This is a genomic window from Burkholderia orbicola (genome assembly GCF_900100915.1).
GTDB lineage: Bacteria > Pseudomonadota > Gammaproteobacteria > Burkholderiales > Burkholderiaceae > Burkholderia > Burkholderia orbicola.
Map to the genome: position 1 here is coordinate 512,104 of NZ_FNKW01000002.1, position 16,999 is coordinate 529,102.

Here is a 16,999-nt window from a genome sequence, read left to right on the forward strand (position 1 = left end):
ACGCAGCGATGCGGGCCATCGGCGGGCCGGCTGCGCCCGGCGACGGCAAGGACGCGGCGCCGGCCGGGCCGGCGCCATGCTTTCAGCGGTGGCCGAGCTTCGCGAGCAGCGCCTCGGCCGCGGGCGCCGACGACGCGGGGTTCTGCCCGGTGATCAGCAGCCCGTCGGTGACGACATGCGGCGCCCAGTCGGCGCTGCGCTCGAATTCCGCGCCGTTGGTCTTCAGCATGTCCTCGACGAGGAACGGCACGACTTCGGTCAGCTCGACGGCCGCTTCCTCGCTGTTGGTGAACCCCGTCGCGCGCTTGCCGCGCACGACCGACTCGCCGGTCTGCGGGTTCTTCACGTGGCGCAGCACGCCCGGCGCGTGGCACACCGCCGCGACCGGCTTGCCGGCCGCGAGCGCGCGCTCGATCAGGCCGATCGAATGCAGATCCTCGGCGAGATCCCACAGCGGGCCATGGCCGCCCGGGTAGAACACCGCGTCGTAGTCGTCCGCCGACACATCGGCGAGCTTGCGCGTCGACGCGAGTTCGGCCTTGGCCGCGGCATCGGCGTCGAAACGGCGCGTCGCGTCGGTCTGGGCCGTCGGGTCACTGCTCTTCGGATCGAGCGGCGGCTGGCCGCCCTTCGGCGACGCGAGCGTCAGTTCGATGCCCGCATCCTTGAACGTGTAGTACGGCGCGGCCAGTTCCTCGAGCCAGAAGCCGGTTTTCTTGCCGGTGTCGCCGAGCGTGTCGTGCGAGGTCAGGACAACCAGGATCTTCATGATCGGACACTCCTTCGAAAATGAACGGGGGAACGGGGCCGCACGTCGGCGCGGCACGCCTGTCGGTTAGTCCGCCGGCGCGCGGCAACGTGCGATTCATTCATCCGCATGCGATATATGCCTATTAGACCAGTCGTCTAGAAGCGGCCGAAATAAAACGACGACATCTCGCTGCTTGAATCTGCCTGAGGCGTCGCCGCATTCACAAGCACGGATGATAGCCCCGGATTAGACCGGTCGTCTAGAAGAACACGTATTCGCCCCTGCCTTCGTCATGGCCTTTGCGACGGGAGGCGCCGTTCGGCAACGGCCGCCGTCGCTTGCCCGCCCGCCGTCGCCTCGTCGCCGGTGTGCGGGCTACCCGCGCAACGGACCGTCCGTATCGCCCGCCTCGATTGCCGGCGCTTCGAGCCGTTGATCGCACACGCCGTCGTCCAGCAGCCGAAGCATCAGTTCCGCGAGCGCACGCCCCGACGCATGTCCGGTCGGCTGCACGACGGCCGTGACGCGATACGGGTGCGCGATATCGGGCGGCACGCCGTCATAGACGATCAGCGACAGGTCCGTCCCCAGGCGCAGCCCGTTGTCGACCAGCACGCGAAACGCGCCGCTGCCCGCGATGTTGTTGTCGACCAGCAGCGCGGTCGGCGGCTCGGCGAGCGCGAGCAACGCCCGCGCCGCCTGCCGCCCGCCGTCGGGCGTGAACGGGCATTCCACGAGCAGCGCCGGATCGGCGTCGATACCGGCTTCGCGCAAGGCCGACAGATAACCGGCACGCCGCTGCGCGGCGAAATTCAGCGCCAGCGGCGCGCTGATCATCGCGATGCGCCGATGCCCGAAGCCGATCAGCCGGCGCACCGCGTCGCGCGCGCCCGCCTCGTTGTCGAAGTCGAACCACGCGTACGGGCCAGCGGCCTGCGTGCGGCCGTACGCGACATACGGAAACGCGCTCGCTTGCAGGTACGCGATCCGCGGATCGTCGACCCGCGTGCGCGCGACGATCAACCCGTCGACGAGCTTGCCGTCGACGATCCGCCGATAGGTGTCCAGTTCCGCGTTCGGTCGCGCGGACGCGATGATGAAATCGAGATTGCGCTCGGCGAGCCGCTCGGTGATGCCCGCGACGACCTCGGCGAACCGCGGATCGCCGAGATCGCCGGCGCCGAACGGATACACGATGCCGATCATGTCGGCCCGTCCGGTCGCCAGCCGGCGCGCAGTCGGATCGGCCACGTACCCCATTTCCCGCGCGGCCTTCGCCACGCGCTCGCGCGTCGCCTCGCTCACGTCGTCGTAACCGTTCAACGCGCGGCTGACCGTCGTCCGCGACAGGCCGAGCGCGTCCGACAGCGCCTTCAGATTCACCTTCACCGTCACTCCTCGCATTCGCCGATCCGCCCAGTTGCCCGAAGACCGGGACGCGCCGACCGGGTAATTATTTCCAATTGGTAACGATTACCGTCAAATAAATATCTTTTGCGTTCCAAACCGGTTTGAAATAGCATCCAAACCGGTTTGGACATCGATGCCCACTCAGCCGTTCACTTTCACCTTTCCAGGAAACAACGACGAGATGACATACTTTCCCCTTTTCCGTCCGGTCGCGGCCAAACGTTTGCTGCTCGCTGGCGGCGCACTCGCCGCCTTCGCGTCCGTCGCGCACGCGCAGTCCAGCGGCACGGGCGCGCCCGTGCCCACGCCCCATACCCAGCAAGCCTACGATCCCGAAGGCAACTTCACGATGCGCTGGACGCGGGCGGACATCCGCCAGATCGTCGCGCAATCGCACACCGCGGGCGCCGACAAGAATTCGCTGCCGCAAGCGCTGACGATGCCGGACATCCCGCAGGATTTCCCGCTGATCAACTCGAACGTGTGGGTGTGGGACACGTGGCCGCTGGCCGACCTGCGCGCGAACCAGCTCAGCTACAAGGGCTGGGAGGTGATCTTCTCGCTCACCGCCGATCCGCACGCGGGCTACACGTTCGACGACCGTCACGTCCACGCCCGCATCGGCTTCTTCTATCGCCGCGCCGGCATCCCCGCATCGCAGCGCCCCGCGAACGGCGGCTGGACCTGGGGCGGCCACCTGTTCCCGGACGGCGCGAGCGCCCGGGTGTTCGGCACCGCGCCGATGACCAACAACGCCGAATGGTCGGGCTCCGCGCGCCTGACGAACGGCAGCAACGTCAGCCTCTACTACACCGCGACGTCGTTCAACCGCTCGGCGCCCGGCGGCGCCGACATCACGCCGCCGCAGGCGATCATCACACGCGCCGACGGCAACATCCACGCCGACGACAAGCACGTGTGGTTCACCGGCTTCGACGATCACAAGGCGCTGCTGCAGCCGGACGGCAACTACTACCAGACCGGCCAGCAGAACACCTACTTCTCGTTCCGCGATCCGTTCGTGTTCACCGATCCCGCGCATCCGGGCAAGACCTACATGGTGTTCGAGGGCAACACCGGCGGCCCGCGCGGCTCGCGCACCTGCACCGAGGCCGATCTCGGCTACGCGCCGAACGATCCGAACCGCGAAGATCTCAACGCGGTGATGAATTCGGGCGCAGTGTATCAAAAGGCCAACGTCGGCCTGGCGGTCGCGACGAACCCGCAACTGACCGCGTGGAAGTTCCTGCCGCCGATCCTGTCGGCGAACTGCGTCGACGACCAGACCGAGCGCCCGCAGATCTACCTGAAGGACGGCAAGTACTACCTGTTCACGATCAGCCACCGCACGACGATGGCGGCCGGCGTCGACGGCCCGGACGGCGTGTACGGCTTCGTCGGCAACGGCATCCGCAGCGATTTCCTGCCGCTGAACGGCGGCAGCGGCCTCGTGCTCGGCAACCCGACCGACTTCTCCGCACCGGCCGGCGCACCGTACTCGCAGGACCCGAACCAGAACCCGCGCGAATTCCAGTCGTATTCGCACTACGTGATGCCGGGCGGGCTCGTCGAGTCGTTCATCGATGCGATCGGCCCGCGCCGCGGCGGCACGCTCGCGCCCACGGTGAAAGTGAACATCAACGGCACGTCGACCGCGGTCGACCGCACGTATGGACGCGGCGGCCTCGGCGGCTACGGCGACATCCCGGCGAACCTGCCGGCGACGGGGGCCGGCCACAACGACGGCAACGGCCAAGGCAACTAGGAAACCCCGAATAACCATCGTCGATAAAGGCACGAGGTTCAGGAGGTGCGTATCGCGCGTGTCGCGTGTGCGCCTCCTCTTTTTCTTTCGACTTTCCTTTGACCGTTGCGCAGGCCGTCGTTGCAAACGGCCTGAGCCCTTTCCCGCTTCGCCCGACGAAGCGCCTGGTCCCGCATGAATTCGACGTCTTTCCGCTTTTTCGTCCGGCTCGTCCGGCTGCTGTTCGCCTGCCTGGCCTGCACGCAGGCCGTCGCCGCGCCGTGCCACGCGCCGCCCGACAACGGCACGCCGCAATGGCGGCCCGCCCTCCACTACACGCCGCAACGCAACTGGATGAACGATCCGAACGGGCTCGTCTACGCGAACGGCCGCTATCACCTGTTCTATCAGTACAACCCGCTCGGCAACGACTGGGGCAACATGTCGTGGGGGCACGCGACCAGCACCGATCTCGTTCACTGGCGCGAGCAGCCGGTCGCGATGCGCGCGAACGCCACCGAGGAAATCTTCTCGGGCTCGATCGTCGCCGACACCCTGAACACGTCCGGCCTCGGCACGCCGGGCCACACGCCGCTCGTCGCGCTTTATACGAGCGTCTACAAGCCCGGCTCGGGTCACGCACCCGGCATCCAGGCGCAATCGCTCGCGTACAGCCTCGATCAGGGCACGACCTGGCAGCCGTATGCGCACAACCCGGTGCTGACGCTCGATCCGGAATCGAAGGAATTTCGTGACCCGAAAGTGTCGTGGTATGCGGCGGGCGGCTACTGGTTGATGACGACGGTCGTCGCCGATGCGCACGTCGTGAAGCTCTATCGTTCCGACGACCTGATCCACTGGTCGTTCCTGAGCGACTTCACGCTGCCTGACGTGCCGCATGCGGGCGCGCTGTGGGAAATGCCGGACCTCGTACCGTTACCGCTCGACGGCGATCCCCGCCGCATCAAGTGGGTGATGATCGTCAACGTGAATCCGTGGTCGATCGCCGGCGGTTCCGGCGCGATGTACTTCGTCGGCAACTTCGACGGCCGCATGTTTACGCCGGACCGCGTCGCGCCAGCCGGTTCGGACCCCGCGCAATTCCGCTGGGTCGATCACGGCGCCGATTTTTACGCGGCCGGCACGTTCTCCGGCGCACCCGGCGCCCGGCCGGTCGCGATCGCATGGATGAGCAACTGGGATTACGCGGCCAAGGTGCCGACCACCCCATGGCGCGGCGCGACCACGCTGCCGCGCGAACTGGCGCTGAAGACGATCGACGGCGAGCCGACCCTCATCGTCGCGCCGGCCGCCGCCTTCGACGCATGGGCCGACGGCCGGCCCGCCGTGCATGAAGGCGACCTGACGGTCGACTCCGCCACCCGCGCGCTGTCGGCGGCGACGCGCGGCGTCGTCCAGCGCATCACGGTGACGATCTCGCCGCAGCGTGCCGCGCGCGCGGGCCTGATCGTCCGGCGCTCGGCCGACGGCTCGATCGGCACCCGGATCGTGTACGACACGGCAAAGCGCACGCTGACGCTCGACCGCTCGCAATCCGGCGAAGCGAATTTCGCCGGCACGTTCAGCCGCGAGCACATCGTCGATCTGCCGCTCGAACACGGGCAACTGCGGCTCGAAATCGTCGTCGATCGCGGCTCGGTCGAAGTGTTCGCGAACCGTGGCCGTGTCGCGCTGACCGACCTGATCTTTCCGCCGCTCGACGCGGATCGCGTGGCCGTGTTCGCCGAGCAAGGCCGCGCGACGTTCGCGGGGTTGACGGTGACGCAGTTGAAAACCGGCGACGACACGCGCGGCGCTTGTGCACCGCGATAGGTGCAGGTGACGGGGCCCGCTCGCCCGGCATCGCATCGCCGGTTACGGGCCCCGCCCGCCGCGCCCCTTAGAGCAACCCCATCCCGCCCGACGCGATGATTTCCGCGCCGACGATGAACGCGGATTCCGGCGCGCTCAGGTGCAGCACCGTCGACGCGATTTCGTCCGGCGTGCCGAACCGGCCGATCGGCACGAGGCCCTTGATCTTGTCGGCCGTCGCGTCGAGCGTCGCCGCGTCGAGCCCGAGCTTGCCGTACAGCGGCGTCTGCACGGGCCCCGGGCTCACCACGTTCACGCGCACGCCATGCGGCAGCAGTTCCGTCGACAGCGTCTTCGCGAACGAATTGACGGCCGCCTTGCTCGCCGCGTACACCGACGAGCCGGGCATCCCGATATGCGCGTTGATCGAGCCGTTGATCACGATCGATGCGCCGCGGTTCAGCAGCGGCACGAGCGACTGGATCTGGAAATACGCGCCCTTCACGTTGGTGTTGAACACGAGATCCCACATCGCTTCGTCGCTGTCGGCGAACGGCGCGAGTTTCGCGACGCCCGCGTTGACGAATACGGCGTCGAGCCGCACGCCGGCGGCGGCGAGCGCGTCGGCCAGCGCGCGAGCCGACGCGACGCTGCCGGCTTCGTTGCGAATCGCGAGCGCCCTTTCGCCGAGCGTTTGACGGGCGGCTTCCAGCGTGTCGGCGTCGCGCCCGGTGATGATGACCCGCGCGCCTTCGGCCGCGAATGCGCGGGCGGCCGCCAGGCCGATGCCGCTGTTGCCGCCCGTGACGAGGACCGTCTTTCCTTCGAAGCGTTGCATGATGTTCTCCTGTGATGTGAACCGGTGAGTTGACCGTGAACACAGGATGCGCGCGGCGCGCGGCCTTGCCGTGCGACGGGCACGACGAACATGTTCGAAAACGTCGAACATGTTGGCGGGAGCGCGCTCAGCCGATCACATCGATCCCGTCGAGCAGCCGCTGCGCGAGTCGCGGCTCGCGCAGTTGCTCGAGCCACCATTGCAGCGCGCGGCCGTCACGATCGCCGTGCCACGCGACGTACAGCAGATTCGGCTCGCGCGGATCGGCCGTCGGCTTCTCGACCAGTTCGCCGCGCGCGAGCAGCGACGCGACGCGCCGGCGCGGCACCCAGCCGACGCCGAGCGCATCGCGCTGCGCGAGGATCTTCGCGCGCATCGACGGCACCGCGAGCACGGCCTGCCCGCCGAGCAGGCCATACGCGCGGCCGGCCGCCCGCCGTGACGAATCGGCGACGACGACCGAGCGGTACGCACCGATCGCGTCGCGCGTCAGCACCCCGCTCGCGGCTGCCAGCGGATGGCGCGGCGACACCGCGAACACCCACTCCATCGCGCCGAGCTCGAACCACTTGAGGCCCGGCATCGCCGGCGGCTCGTTGGTCGCCCCGACGACCAGATCCGCGCGGCCGTCGCGCAACGCTTCCCAGGTCCCGCCGAGCACCTCGTGCGTGAAGCGCAGCGACACGCCCGAATCGAGCGCGTCGAAGGCGCGGACCACCGGCAGGAGCGTATCGAACTCCAGCACCTCGTCGCTGACGATCCACAGCCGGTCCTCCCAGCCGCTCGCGACCTGCCGTACGCGCTGCGTCAGCCGGGCGACGTCGAGCGCCAGCCGCGCCGCCTCGTCGGTCAGCAATTGCCCGGCCGGCGTGAGCTGCAGCCGGTAGCCGCGCCGGTCGAACAGCAGCGCGTCGAACCGCGTTTCGAGCTGGCGCGCCGCATGCGACACCGTCGACGGCGCCTTGCCGAGCCGCGCGGCGGCACGCGACAGGCTGCCGGTGGCGCGGATCGCGTCGAGCAGCGCCAGTTCGTCTTCGGACAGCATGAGGTCGCTCCGCGGTGAGGTTTGTGGTGGATCGTAAGGCAGCAGCGCACGGCGGTCCAATCGCGCGATGGCGGCCGCGGCTGCGAGCCCCCGAACCGCCGCCGGCGCGGTCGAGTTCCGGTATGCTGATCGAGGCGAAATTACACGAATCGAGGTAACCACTGCGATGGACATCGCGATCCGCATCGAAGGCCGTCACGACCTGACGGGGCAAATCTTCCGGCAACTGCGCACCGCGATCGTCGACGGGCGTCTCGAAGGCGGCGCGCGGCTGCCGTCGACGCGCGATCTCGCGAAACAACTCGGCGTGTCGCGCAAGACGACGCTCGACGCGTTCGAGCGCCTGGTGGCCGAGGGCTACCTGACTACGCGCGCCGGCGACGGCACGTTCGTCGCCGACGGCCTCGCGCGCGTGCCGCACGCCGCGGTGACGTCGGCGTCGTCGATCGTCGACGAGCGGCCGCGCATCGATGCGGTCGATGCGCGCGCGCTGTGGAACGACCTGCCCGACGCGCTCGCGATGCCCGCGCCGCAGGATTCGCCCGGCTTCGACTTCCGCGGCGGCGTGACCGACAAGACGCTGTTCCCGTTCGACGCATGGCGGCGCTGCCTGCATCACGCGCTGCGCCAGCAGGCGCGCGGCCCCGGCCAGTACCACGATCCGGCCGGCGATCCGCAGTTGCGCGGCGCGATCGCGCGCTACGCGGGATTCAGCCGCGCGGTCGCCTGCAGCTGGGACGACGTGCTCGTCACGCAAGGCGCGCAGCAGGCGCTCGACCTGCTCGCGCGCGTCGTCGTGCGGCCGGGCGACGTCGTCGCGGTCGAGGACCCCGGCTATCCACCCGCGCGCGCCGCGTTCGCGTCGCTCGGCGCGACGGTGATCGGCGTGCCGGTCGACGCGCAGGGACTCGTCACGGAACGGCTGCCGGACGACGCCCGGCTCGTCTACGTGACGCCGTCGCATCAGTTCCCGCTCGGCATGCCGATGACGCTCGAGCGCCGCGTCGCGCTGCTCGAATGGGCGCAGCGCCGCCGCGCGCTGATCATCGAGGACGACTACGACGGCGAATTCCGCTTCGAGGGCCGGCCGGTCGAATCGCTGAAGAGCCTCGACCGCACGGACCTCGTCGCGTACGTCGGCACGTTCTCGAAGACGATCTTTCCCGAACTGCGGATCGGCTACGCGATTCCGCCGCGCGCGCTGCGCGGCGCGCTGGCCAAGGCGAAGCAGATCGTCGACTGGCACACCTGCACGCTGACGCAGGCGGCGCTCGCGCGCTTCATGCACGAAGGCGATTTCGCGCGGCACCTGAAACGCGTGCAGAAGCACTACGACGCGCGCCGCAAGATGCTGATCGCGCACCTGCGCGGCGCACTCGCGCCGTGGTTCGACGCGATCGTGCCGACCGCCGGCATCCATCTCGCCGCGCACCTGAAGCCGGGGCTCGACGAAGCGGCGCTGGTCCGCGCCGCGCGGGCGCAGGACATCGGCCTGTACGGGATCTCCGCGTTCCACGTGGGCGTGCCGGTGCGCGCCGGGCTGCTGTTCGGCTATGGCGGGATCGACGCGCTGCGCATCGACACGGCGCTCGCGAAGCTGGCGGGATTGCTGGATGCCGGCACGGCGGCTGGGTCGCCACTGGTTACCTGAATTTCCGTGGAACTGGCTATTCAAGCAGGCCAGTACGACTCGTAAAGTAGGTCCTGTCGCGCCACCCCGGCGCTACCCCACCGAAAAGGACCTGCCATGCAACCGCGCCTGAACTTCTATGCCGCCAGCCCGAATGCGATCAAGGTGATGCGCAACGCCGAGGAATTCCTCGCGAAGAGCTCGATCGAGAAGCCGCTCGCCGAACTCGTCCGCCTGCGCGCGTCGCAGATCAACGGCTGCGCGTTCTGCGTCGACATGCACACGACCGACGCGCGCAAGGGCGGCGAAACCGACCGCCGTCTCGCGACCGTCGTCACGTGGCGCGAAACGCCGTTCTTCACCGAGCGCGAACGCGCGGCGCTGGAATGGACCGAGGCACTGACGCTGGTGGCCAGCAACCACGTGCCCGACGCCGTCTGGGAAGCCGTGAAGCCGCATTTCACCGACGAGGAGCTGTTCGACCTGTCGATGCTGATCGCGACGATCAACTCGTGGAACCGCTTCGCGATCGCGTTCCGCAAGATGCCCGAGTGAGGCGGCGACGATGATCCGTTCCCCGCTCCCTCGCGTCGCGCTGTGCGCCGGGCTCATGCTCGCCGCGGCGCTGCCGGCCGCCGCCCATGCGCACAACGCCGGCGACAACGTGCACGCGATCATGCAGCAGGCCGTGCCCGAAGCGCCAGGCAAGCTCGCCATCGTCGCGACGGTCGACTATGCGCCCGGTCAGGCGTCCGAAGCGCACAAGCACCTCGGCTCGGTGTTCGCCGTCGTGTCGAAAGGCGAAGTGCTGTCGCAGGTGAACGGCGGCCCGCTGCGCCGCTATCGCGCTGGCGAAGGCTGGTACGAGCCGCCCGGCTCGCGCCATCAGGTGTCGCGCAACGCGAGCGCGACCGAGCCCGCGCAGCTCGTGGTGTTCGGGCTGACGGGCGAGCATCAGCCGCTGAAGTCGCCGATCGATCAGTGATCCGACGGATCGCGCATCGACTCGCGACGTAAACGAAAAAACCGGCCCGAAGGCCGGTTTTCATACCGCATGCCGTGAGCGGCGCTCGCGCGCCGCGCGACATCAGAAGCGGTGGATCATGCCGACGCCGACGCCGATCTGGTTCTGCTTCGAACCTGCGCCCACGCCGTCACCGATCGACGTGGTCGCCGAGATGATTGCGTTGCCGCGGCCGTTCAGCGTGTTGCCGCTTGCGTGCTGGTAAGCCTCAACCGCGTACAGGCCCGTGCGCTTCGACAGGCTGTAGTACTGCGACAGCGTGACCTGGTGGTACTTGGCCGAGCTCGTGATGCCGTTCGACTGCGTTGCGGCCGTGTACGAGTAGCCTGCCGCGAAGTCCCACTGAGCAGCTGCCTTCCAGTGCAGCACGGCGCCAGCCGTGTTGAAGATTGCCTTGTTCCGGAAGAACGAACCCGTGCCCGGCGTGTACTGGACGTTCGAGTACGACGCCGAAATATCCCATGCCGGCGTGAACTGGTAGCCCGCCGTCACGGCGATACGCTGCTGCGATTGCGCGGTCGCGTAGCCGTTGTTGATCGACGAGACTGCCGGCTGGTTGCCGTCGCCCGCTGCCGTCAGGCCGTTCTGGACCGTCGAGTTCGCGCCCCACACGCCGCCGCCGAGCGTCGAGTTGTTGACCTTCTGATAGCCGACCGCGATGCCTGCCGGGCCGTTCAGGTACTGGATCGCCGCGCTCCACGTCGAGCCGCGGTTCGTCGCGCCTGCGACGCCGCCGAACGAGTACGAACCGCCGACCGTGAAGCCGTAGAACTTCGGCGACATGTAGACGAGCGAGTTGTTCGCGCGGTAGCTGGTATCCAGCGAATCGATATCGCCCGGGTGCGCGCCGTAGTAACCGGTCAGCCAGGTCGTCGGGCTGTACGGCGACAGCAGCGTGTAGTACGCGGTGTACTGGCGGCCGGCCGTCAGCGTACCGTACGTGGCGTTGGTCAGGCCAACCCATGCCTGACGCGTGAAGATGCCGTTGGTCCACTGCGACGAGCCGTTAGCCGTGTTGACGCCGGCTTCCAACTGGAAAATCGCCTTCGTGCCGCCGCCGAGATCTTCGCTGCCCTTCAGGCCGAAGCGGCTGCCTGCCCACACGCCGGTGGACATCTGCACCTTCGAGTGACCACCCGAGGTTGCGCCGACTGCCGACGAGTTGTTCTGCCAAGCGATACCGTTGTCGACGATACCGTACAGGGTCACGCTGCTCTGGGCGTGGGCGGCGGTAGCGGCTGCGAGACCGACTGCCGTCATGGCGAAAGCGACGCGCTTTTTCATTGATTCTCCGTCCTCAAAGAATGTTTCTTTTCTGGTGTGGTTTTATGACCGACACATGTGCGAGTACATGCCGACGCGATTCTGACGGATTACCAATTGTTTCCCAACATGTGCAGTCGGTCATCGTATGATCGACGCAACGCACGGGTTCACCAAACGGTTACATGACAGCCCGAAAAGCTTGTGCGGCGGGCGTTTCCGGCATTTGCCGGTGAAAACCCTAGCTTTACATTTTTACGGGTGCAACACGTCCGTCCGATGTCGTCAGACGCCTTCGGCGACAAAAGATCTTACAAATGCGCGATCGAAGCTGACGCCGCGATTCACGCCGCCGCGCAGGATCGCCCACGTTCGTGACACCCACATTTCGAGACACGAAATCATGAAAACGTTTTTAGTCGGCGTGCCGGAGGCCGGACGGGAACGGCCCGACGAACGCGGGCCGGAAGGCGATGCCGGTGCCTGCCGCGCCGGCGATCTTCAGTGCTGCGTCGCGGGGCGCGCGAGCCGCGCGGTCACCGCATCGGCGAGCGCGGTCAGACGCGAACGGACCGCCGTGTTCGAACCGACCAGCGCGAGCGACGCGGCCATGATCCGGTAGACGCGCTTTCTCGGCACCTTGGCCGGCTTCGCCGGGTCGAGCCACGCCGCGTGGCCGGCCAGCAGTTCGAGCGTTTCGAGGCCGATCATGATCGGCCACAGGCAGGCGAGCCGCAGCCGCACGAAACGACGCGGAATCGCGAGCGTATACAGGCAGGCGTCGCGATACTGGTCGAGCGCGACGCGCAGCAGGTCGACCAGTACGCCGCGCGCACGTTCCGATGCTTCCGGCTGCATCAGGTCGGCCACCACGAGCCCGTGTGCGCCCAGCACGTCGTCGGGCAGGTAGCAGCGGCCGATGCGCAGGTCCTTCGCGCAGTCGCGCAGGATGTTGGTCATCTGCAGCGCCTTGCCGAAACGGATTCCCTTCTCGCGCATGTCCGGCAGATCCCAGCCGCGCGCGGCGCGCGTGTGCGCGCCCGTCATGTCGGTCCAGAATTCGCCGACGCAGCCCGCGACCAGGTACGTGTAGCGGTCGAGCATGTCGCGCGTGGGCAGCGATGCGACCTGCCCCGACTGCTCGTGCGGAAACGTGCGCAGGTCGAACTCCATCCCCGCGGTGAGCGTCGCGACGACCTTGCGGATCGACGCGCGATCGGCCTCGGGCTGCGCGCGCAGCAGCGCGAGCATCGGCTCCATCGAACCGAGCAGCAGGTGTTCGTGCGAATCGGTCTGCATCCGCGTCACGTCCTCGAGCGAACGCGACAGCGCCGCGCCGTCGCCGAGCCGTTCGATGTCGTCGCGCAGGTCGGTCAGCAGCGCCGCGCGGCGATCGGGCGCGACGAGCGCCGTGTCGGCGATCGTGTCGGCCGCGCGCGCGAGCAGATACGCGAGGCCGACCGGGTCGCGCATGCCGTCGGGCAGCACGCGCAGCGTCAGGTAGAAGGAGCGGGAAACGTTCTTCAGCAGCTCGCCGAGCAGATAGGCGGGATCGGTATGGGTCGTCATGGGTCGGGAAAAATCGGCCGGCGCGGGCCCCGGACGCACACGGGCGCCGGGCGCCCGCGCCGGCCCGCGAGTCGCCGCATCGTCGCGCCAGGCGGGCCTCGGCCCCGTTGCGGCGATGCAAAATTCCCGCAAGTTTAGTGCATCCGGCGCACGAACTCGTTGCGACGGCCGGAATGCGGTGCGCGGCAGCCCGCCGTCACTCGCGCTGCCCTGCACGTCGCGCCTTCAAAACAGAACGGAAAGGTCGAAGTAATACATATGTAATCATTCGATGCGACGATCGCGCACCGTTCGACTCCGTTCGACTCCGTTCAGCCCGGGCTGCCCGCCGGGCCGCCGGCGCGAGCGCCCTTTTCCGACTCCTTTCCGACTCCGTTTTCGAAGGTTCATCGACATGCTCCTCAAGCGCCCGACCTCTCTGCGCTACGTCCCGTTCGCCTGCGCCGCCGCGTTCCTGCTCGCCGCGTGCGGGGGCGACGACGATCTGACGCGCGATCCCACGCAGCCGATTTCCGCGAAGGTCCAGGTGGTCGGCCATCGCGGCGCGAGCGCGCTGCGCCCCGAACACACGCTGGCGTCGTACCGCAAGGCGATCGAGGACGGCGCGGACGTGATCGAGCCCGACCTCGTGTCGACCCGCGACGGCGTGCTGGTCGCGCGCCACGAAAACGAGATCTCGGGCACGACGAACGTGTCCGCGCTGCCGCAATTCGCGAGCCGCAAGGCGACCAAGACGATCGACGGCGCGCAGTTGACGGGCTGGTTCACCGAAGATTTCACGCTCGCCGAGCTGAAGACGCTGCGGGCGCGCGAGCGCATCCCGCAGGTACGCCCCGCCAATACCGCGTACAACGACCAGTTCGAGATTCCGACGTTCGACGAGATCGTCGCGCTCGCGAAGCAGATGTCCACGCAGACCGGCCGCACGATCCACCTGTACCCGGAAACCAAGCATCCGACCTACTTCCAGTCGATCGGCCTGCCGCTCGAGGATCGCCTCGTCGACGCGCTGCTGAAGGATGCGTACACGTCGCGCACGGCGACCGTCTACATCCAGTCGTTCGAAGTCGCGAACCTGAAGACGATCCGCAACCGGATCAAGTCGAGCCAGCCGAACTGGAAGCTCGTGCAGCTGATGGACGAAGCGCAGCAGCGCCCGTACGACTTCGTGAAGGCGAACGACACGCGCACCTACGGCGACCTGTCGACGCGCGACGGCATGCGCGAGATCGCGACCTATGCGAACGGCGTCGGGCCGTACAAGACGTCGATCATCGCGGTCGCCGCGGACGGCACGCTGCAGCAGCCGACGCCGTACGTGCGCTACGCGCACGAGGCCGGCCTCGTCGTGCATCCGTACACGTTCCGTCCGGAGAACAACTTCCTGCCTGCGTCGCTGAAGGACGGCGGCACGCCGGCCACGCGCAACACGGCCGGCTCGGTGCGCGAGATTCAGGCATACCTGCGCGCGGGGATCGACGGCTTCTTCACCGACGATCCGGCCGTCGGCCGCACGGCCGTCGATACGTTCAAGCGCTGATACCAAGCGCCGATCCGCTTCGTGACCGGGCGCCGCGCACGACGTGCCGCGCCCGGTTTCCCCGCATCGCTCAGATCACGTTGAAGTGGTGCGTGCCGTCCCGCTTCAACTGGTCGACCAGCCCGTATTCCCAGTCGAGATACGCCTGCATCGCGGCGGCCGCGTTGTCGGTGCCTTCGTACGGACGCCGGTAGCGATCGACGCGCGGCGACGCCAGATGCGTCTCGCCGCTCTCCAGCGGCAGCCCGGCGTCGATCCACGCGGCCGTGCCGCCGGCCAGCACCCGGATCTCGGCCGATGCCGGCAGCAGCGCACGCGCGTCATCCGCCGCGAACCGCGCGAGCAGGCTCGATCCGCACGTGAACACGTAGCGCTTCGCGGGCGGAATCGTCGCCAGTGCGTCGCGCAACTGCGCGCGCACGGCAAACCACGCGCCGGGAATATGGCGCTTCACGTAGTTCGCGCTGGCCGTCACGTCGACGATCGCGAGCTCGCCGGGCGCGGCCTCCTTCAGCCAGCCGGCGAGCGTCGCGGGCGACACGTCGGCGGCGGGCGGCGTCGCCGGCACGTCGCGCGGCGGCTGGCCGCGCTCGGTGAATGCCGCGGTGCCGGCCGGCTCGACCACGCGCACGTCCCAGCCCATCTGCGCGAGCCACGAAGCGGTCATGTCCGCGCGCACGCCGTCGTCGTCGGCCAGCACGATCCGCGCGCCGCGCACGGCCGCGTGATGGTCGGTCTCCTGCACGAGCTGGCCGCCCGGCGTACTCAGGAAGCCCGGCAGATGCCCGGCTTCGTATTCCTCGGGCGTGCGCACGTCGAAGCGGTACAGCGTGCGGCCCGGTTCGTCGAGCGCGGCGACGTCCTCGATCGCGATGCGCGGCACGCCCGCGCGCTCGGCCACCGCGCGGGCGGCCTGACGCGCATCGGCCCGCTGCGTCGCGTCGATCTCGTCCGGAAAGCGACGCGCCGCACCGCGCTCGAGCGTCTGGCCGGCCAACGTCCAGCCGATCGTGCCGTTGCGCAGCGCGGCGACCGGATTCGGCAGCCCCGCGTTGACGAGCGATTGCGTGCCGATGATGCTGCGCGTGCGGCCCGCGCAGTTGACGATCACCTGCGTCTTCGGATCCGGCGCGAGCGCGCGCACGCGCAGCACGAGTTCCGCGCCCGGCACGCTGGTCGACGTCGGGATGTTCATCGTCTGGTACTCGTCGAAGCGGCGCGCGTCGACGATCACGACATCGGCTTTCGCGTCGATCAGCGCCTGCACCTCCTGCGCGGACAGCGACGGCGTATGGCGCACGGCCTCGACCCATTCGCCGAACGACTTGCTCGGCACGTTCACGTCGATGAACAGTTCGCCGCCCGCCGCGACCCAGCCCGCGAGGCCGCCGTCGAGCAGCCGCACGTCGGTGTAGCCGAGCCGCGCGAGCGTCGCGGCCGCGCGCGGCGCGAGATCCTCGCCGCCCGCTTCGCCGAACACGACGATCGGCGTGTCGCGGCGCGGAATCCGCGTCCATGCGTCGAGTTCGAGCTTCGACAACGGAAAGTTGGCGGCCCACAGCGGGTGGCCCTGTGCGTACGGATCTTCCTCGCGTACGTCGATCAGCGCGATCTCGTCGCGGGCCAGCAGGCGTGCGCGTACGTCCTGGTACGACGCGACGGGAAAGCGGGAAATGGAATCGGCGGATTGCGTCACGATGTCTTTATGTTGAATGCGTTGAAATCGATGAATGAAGCGGAACGGAGCAAGCGTGGCCCTGCCGGCGCGCACCCGCAACGGGCCGCGCGAGCGGGCCGTGCGTCAGGCATTCGAATAACCCGACACGAACGGCTTCACGGTCCCGTCGTCCAGGTACACCGCGCGCTCGACCTTGCCGATGTTCGCGCCGTACACGTGGATGCTGATCGATACCTGGTCGGCGAACGCGTTGGTCACGCGATGCACGTCGCCGATGCGCGGCGACACGGCCTCGACCTCGCCCGGCCGCAGCCGCACGGCGTCGCCGGCAGGCACCGGCTTGCCGGCCGCGTCGAACCGGTACGGCTGCGAGAACTCGCCGCCGCGCAGCATCCCGATCAGCCCCCACACCGTGTGGTCGTGGATCGGCGTCGCCTGGCCGGGCCCCCACACGAAGCTGACGATCGAGAAACGTTCGTCCGGGTCGAGATGCAGCAGGTACTGCCGGTAGCGCTCGGGATCGGGCTGCGCGAACGCGTCGGGCAACCAGTCGTCGTGTTCGACGAGCGCGGCGAGCAGCGCGCCGCCCTCGTCGAGAATGCGCGCCTCGTTCGCGCCGGACGCGAGCAGCGCATCCAGACTCTCGACGAACGGACGCAGCGGCGTCTGTTGCAACGAAAGCGTACTCATCGGCC

Annotated in this window: 14 protein-coding genes; 6 read left to right on the forward strand and 8 right to left on the reverse strand. The window is 68.4% G+C overall.

Translation table 11 applies throughout. The annotated features are described in order from the left end of the window. Window positions 1–82: 82 nt before the first annotated feature. Window positions 83–769, reverse strand: coding sequence for a type 1 glutamine amidotransferase domain-containing protein (locus BLS50_RS19195; protein ID WP_012338251.1), 687 nt, complete (start codon window positions 767–769; stop codon window positions 83–85). A gap of 357 nt (window positions 770–1,126) precedes the next feature. Then, on the reverse strand, window positions 1,127–2,155 hold the full coding sequence (locus BLS50_RS19200; protein ID WP_074803481.1) for a substrate-binding domain-containing protein: 1,029 nt from the start codon (window positions 2,153–2,155) through the stop codon (window positions 1,127–1,129). Window positions 2,156–2,342: 187 nt separating this feature from the next. Between BLS50_RS19200 and BLS50_RS19205 the strand changes: the two genes are divergently transcribed. Together BLS50_RS19205 and BLS50_RS19210 are read left to right on the forward strand one after the other, a co-directional pair. Beyond that, window positions 2,343–3,926 (forward strand): glycoside hydrolase family 68 protein, encoded by a 1,584-nt coding sequence (locus BLS50_RS19205; RefSeq protein WP_011547808.1) that lies wholly within the window; start codon window positions 2,343–2,345, stop codon window positions 3,924–3,926. A gap of 174 nt (window positions 3,927–4,100) precedes the next feature. Further along, window positions 4,101–5,738, forward strand: a complete 1,638-nt coding sequence (locus BLS50_RS19210; RefSeq protein WP_074803482.1) for a glycoside hydrolase family 32 protein — start codon at window positions 4,101–4,103, stop codon at window positions 5,736–5,738. 67 nt (window positions 5,739–5,805) lie between these two features. On the opposite strand, the gene BLS50_RS19215 is transcribed toward BLS50_RS19210, so the two are convergent. Further along, on the reverse strand, window positions 5,806–6,555 hold the full coding sequence (locus BLS50_RS19215) for an SDR family oxidoreductase (protein ID WP_074803484.1): 750 nt from the start codon (window positions 6,553–6,555) through the stop codon (window positions 5,806–5,808). A 127-nt stretch (window positions 6,556–6,682) separates the two neighbouring features. Then, window positions 6,683–7,600 (reverse strand): LysR family transcriptional regulator, encoded by a 918-nt coding sequence (locus tag BLS50_RS19220; protein ID WP_074803487.1) that lies wholly within the window; start codon window positions 7,598–7,600, stop codon window positions 6,683–6,685. Window positions 7,601–7,766: 166 nt separating this feature from the next. Between BLS50_RS19220 and pdxR the strand changes: the two genes are divergently transcribed. From pdxR to BLS50_RS19235, 3 genes are all read left to right on the forward strand, one after another. Further along, window positions 7,767–9,251, forward strand: coding sequence for a MocR-like pyridoxine biosynthesis transcription factor PdxR (gene pdxR / locus BLS50_RS19225; protein ID WP_074803489.1), 1,485 nt, complete (start codon window positions 7,767–7,769; stop codon window positions 9,249–9,251). A gap of 96 nt (window positions 9,252–9,347) precedes the next feature. Further along, the gene (locus tag BLS50_RS19230) at window positions 9,348–9,785 is read left to right on the forward strand and encodes a carboxymuconolactone decarboxylase family protein (protein WP_006479143.1); all 438 of its coding nucleotides are present in this window, start codon (window positions 9,348–9,350) and stop codon (window positions 9,783–9,785) included. 10 nt (window positions 9,786–9,795) lie between these two features. Next, a complete protein-coding gene (locus BLS50_RS19235) occupies window positions 9,796–10,215 on the forward strand; it encodes a cupin domain-containing protein (RefSeq protein WP_074803491.1) in 420 nt (139 codons plus the stop codon). Window positions 10,216–10,317: 102 nt separating this feature from the next. Here BLS50_RS19235 and BLS50_RS19240 read toward each other — a convergent pair whose 3' ends face one another. Beyond that, complete coding sequence (locus tag BLS50_RS19240; RefSeq protein WP_011547814.1) at window positions 10,318–11,538, reverse strand: porin; 1,221 nt, start codon at window positions 11,536–11,538, stop codon at window positions 10,318–10,320. A 480-nt stretch (window positions 11,539–12,018) separates the two neighbouring features. Then, window positions 12,019–13,086 carry a squalene/phytoene synthase family protein gene (locus BLS50_RS19245; RefSeq protein WP_074803493.1) on the reverse strand — a complete coding sequence of 356 codons (1,068 nt, stop codon included), beginning with the start codon at window positions 13,084–13,086 and terminating at the stop codon, window positions 12,019–12,021. A 394-nt stretch (window positions 13,087–13,480) separates the two neighbouring features. Here BLS50_RS19245 and BLS50_RS19250 point away from each other — a divergent pair, with 394 nt between their 5' ends. After that, a complete protein-coding gene (locus BLS50_RS19250; RefSeq protein WP_074803497.1) occupies window positions 13,481–14,626 on the forward strand; it encodes a glycerophosphodiester phosphodiesterase in 1,146 nt (381 codons plus the stop codon). A 70-nt stretch (window positions 14,627–14,696) separates the two neighbouring features. Here the strand turns inward: BLS50_RS19250 and BLS50_RS19255 are convergent, their stop codons facing one another. After that, on the reverse strand, window positions 14,697–16,322 hold the full coding sequence (locus BLS50_RS19255; RefSeq protein ID WP_074803499.1) for a rhodanese-related sulfurtransferase: 1,626 nt from the start codon (window positions 16,320–16,322) through the stop codon (window positions 14,697–14,699). A 105-nt stretch (window positions 16,323–16,427) separates the two neighbouring features. Then, entirely contained in the window at window positions 16,428–16,994 is a 567-nt protein-coding gene (locus BLS50_RS19260) for a cysteine dioxygenase family protein (RefSeq protein WP_074803502.1), read from the reverse strand. Window positions 16,995–16,999 lie beyond the last annotated feature (5 nt).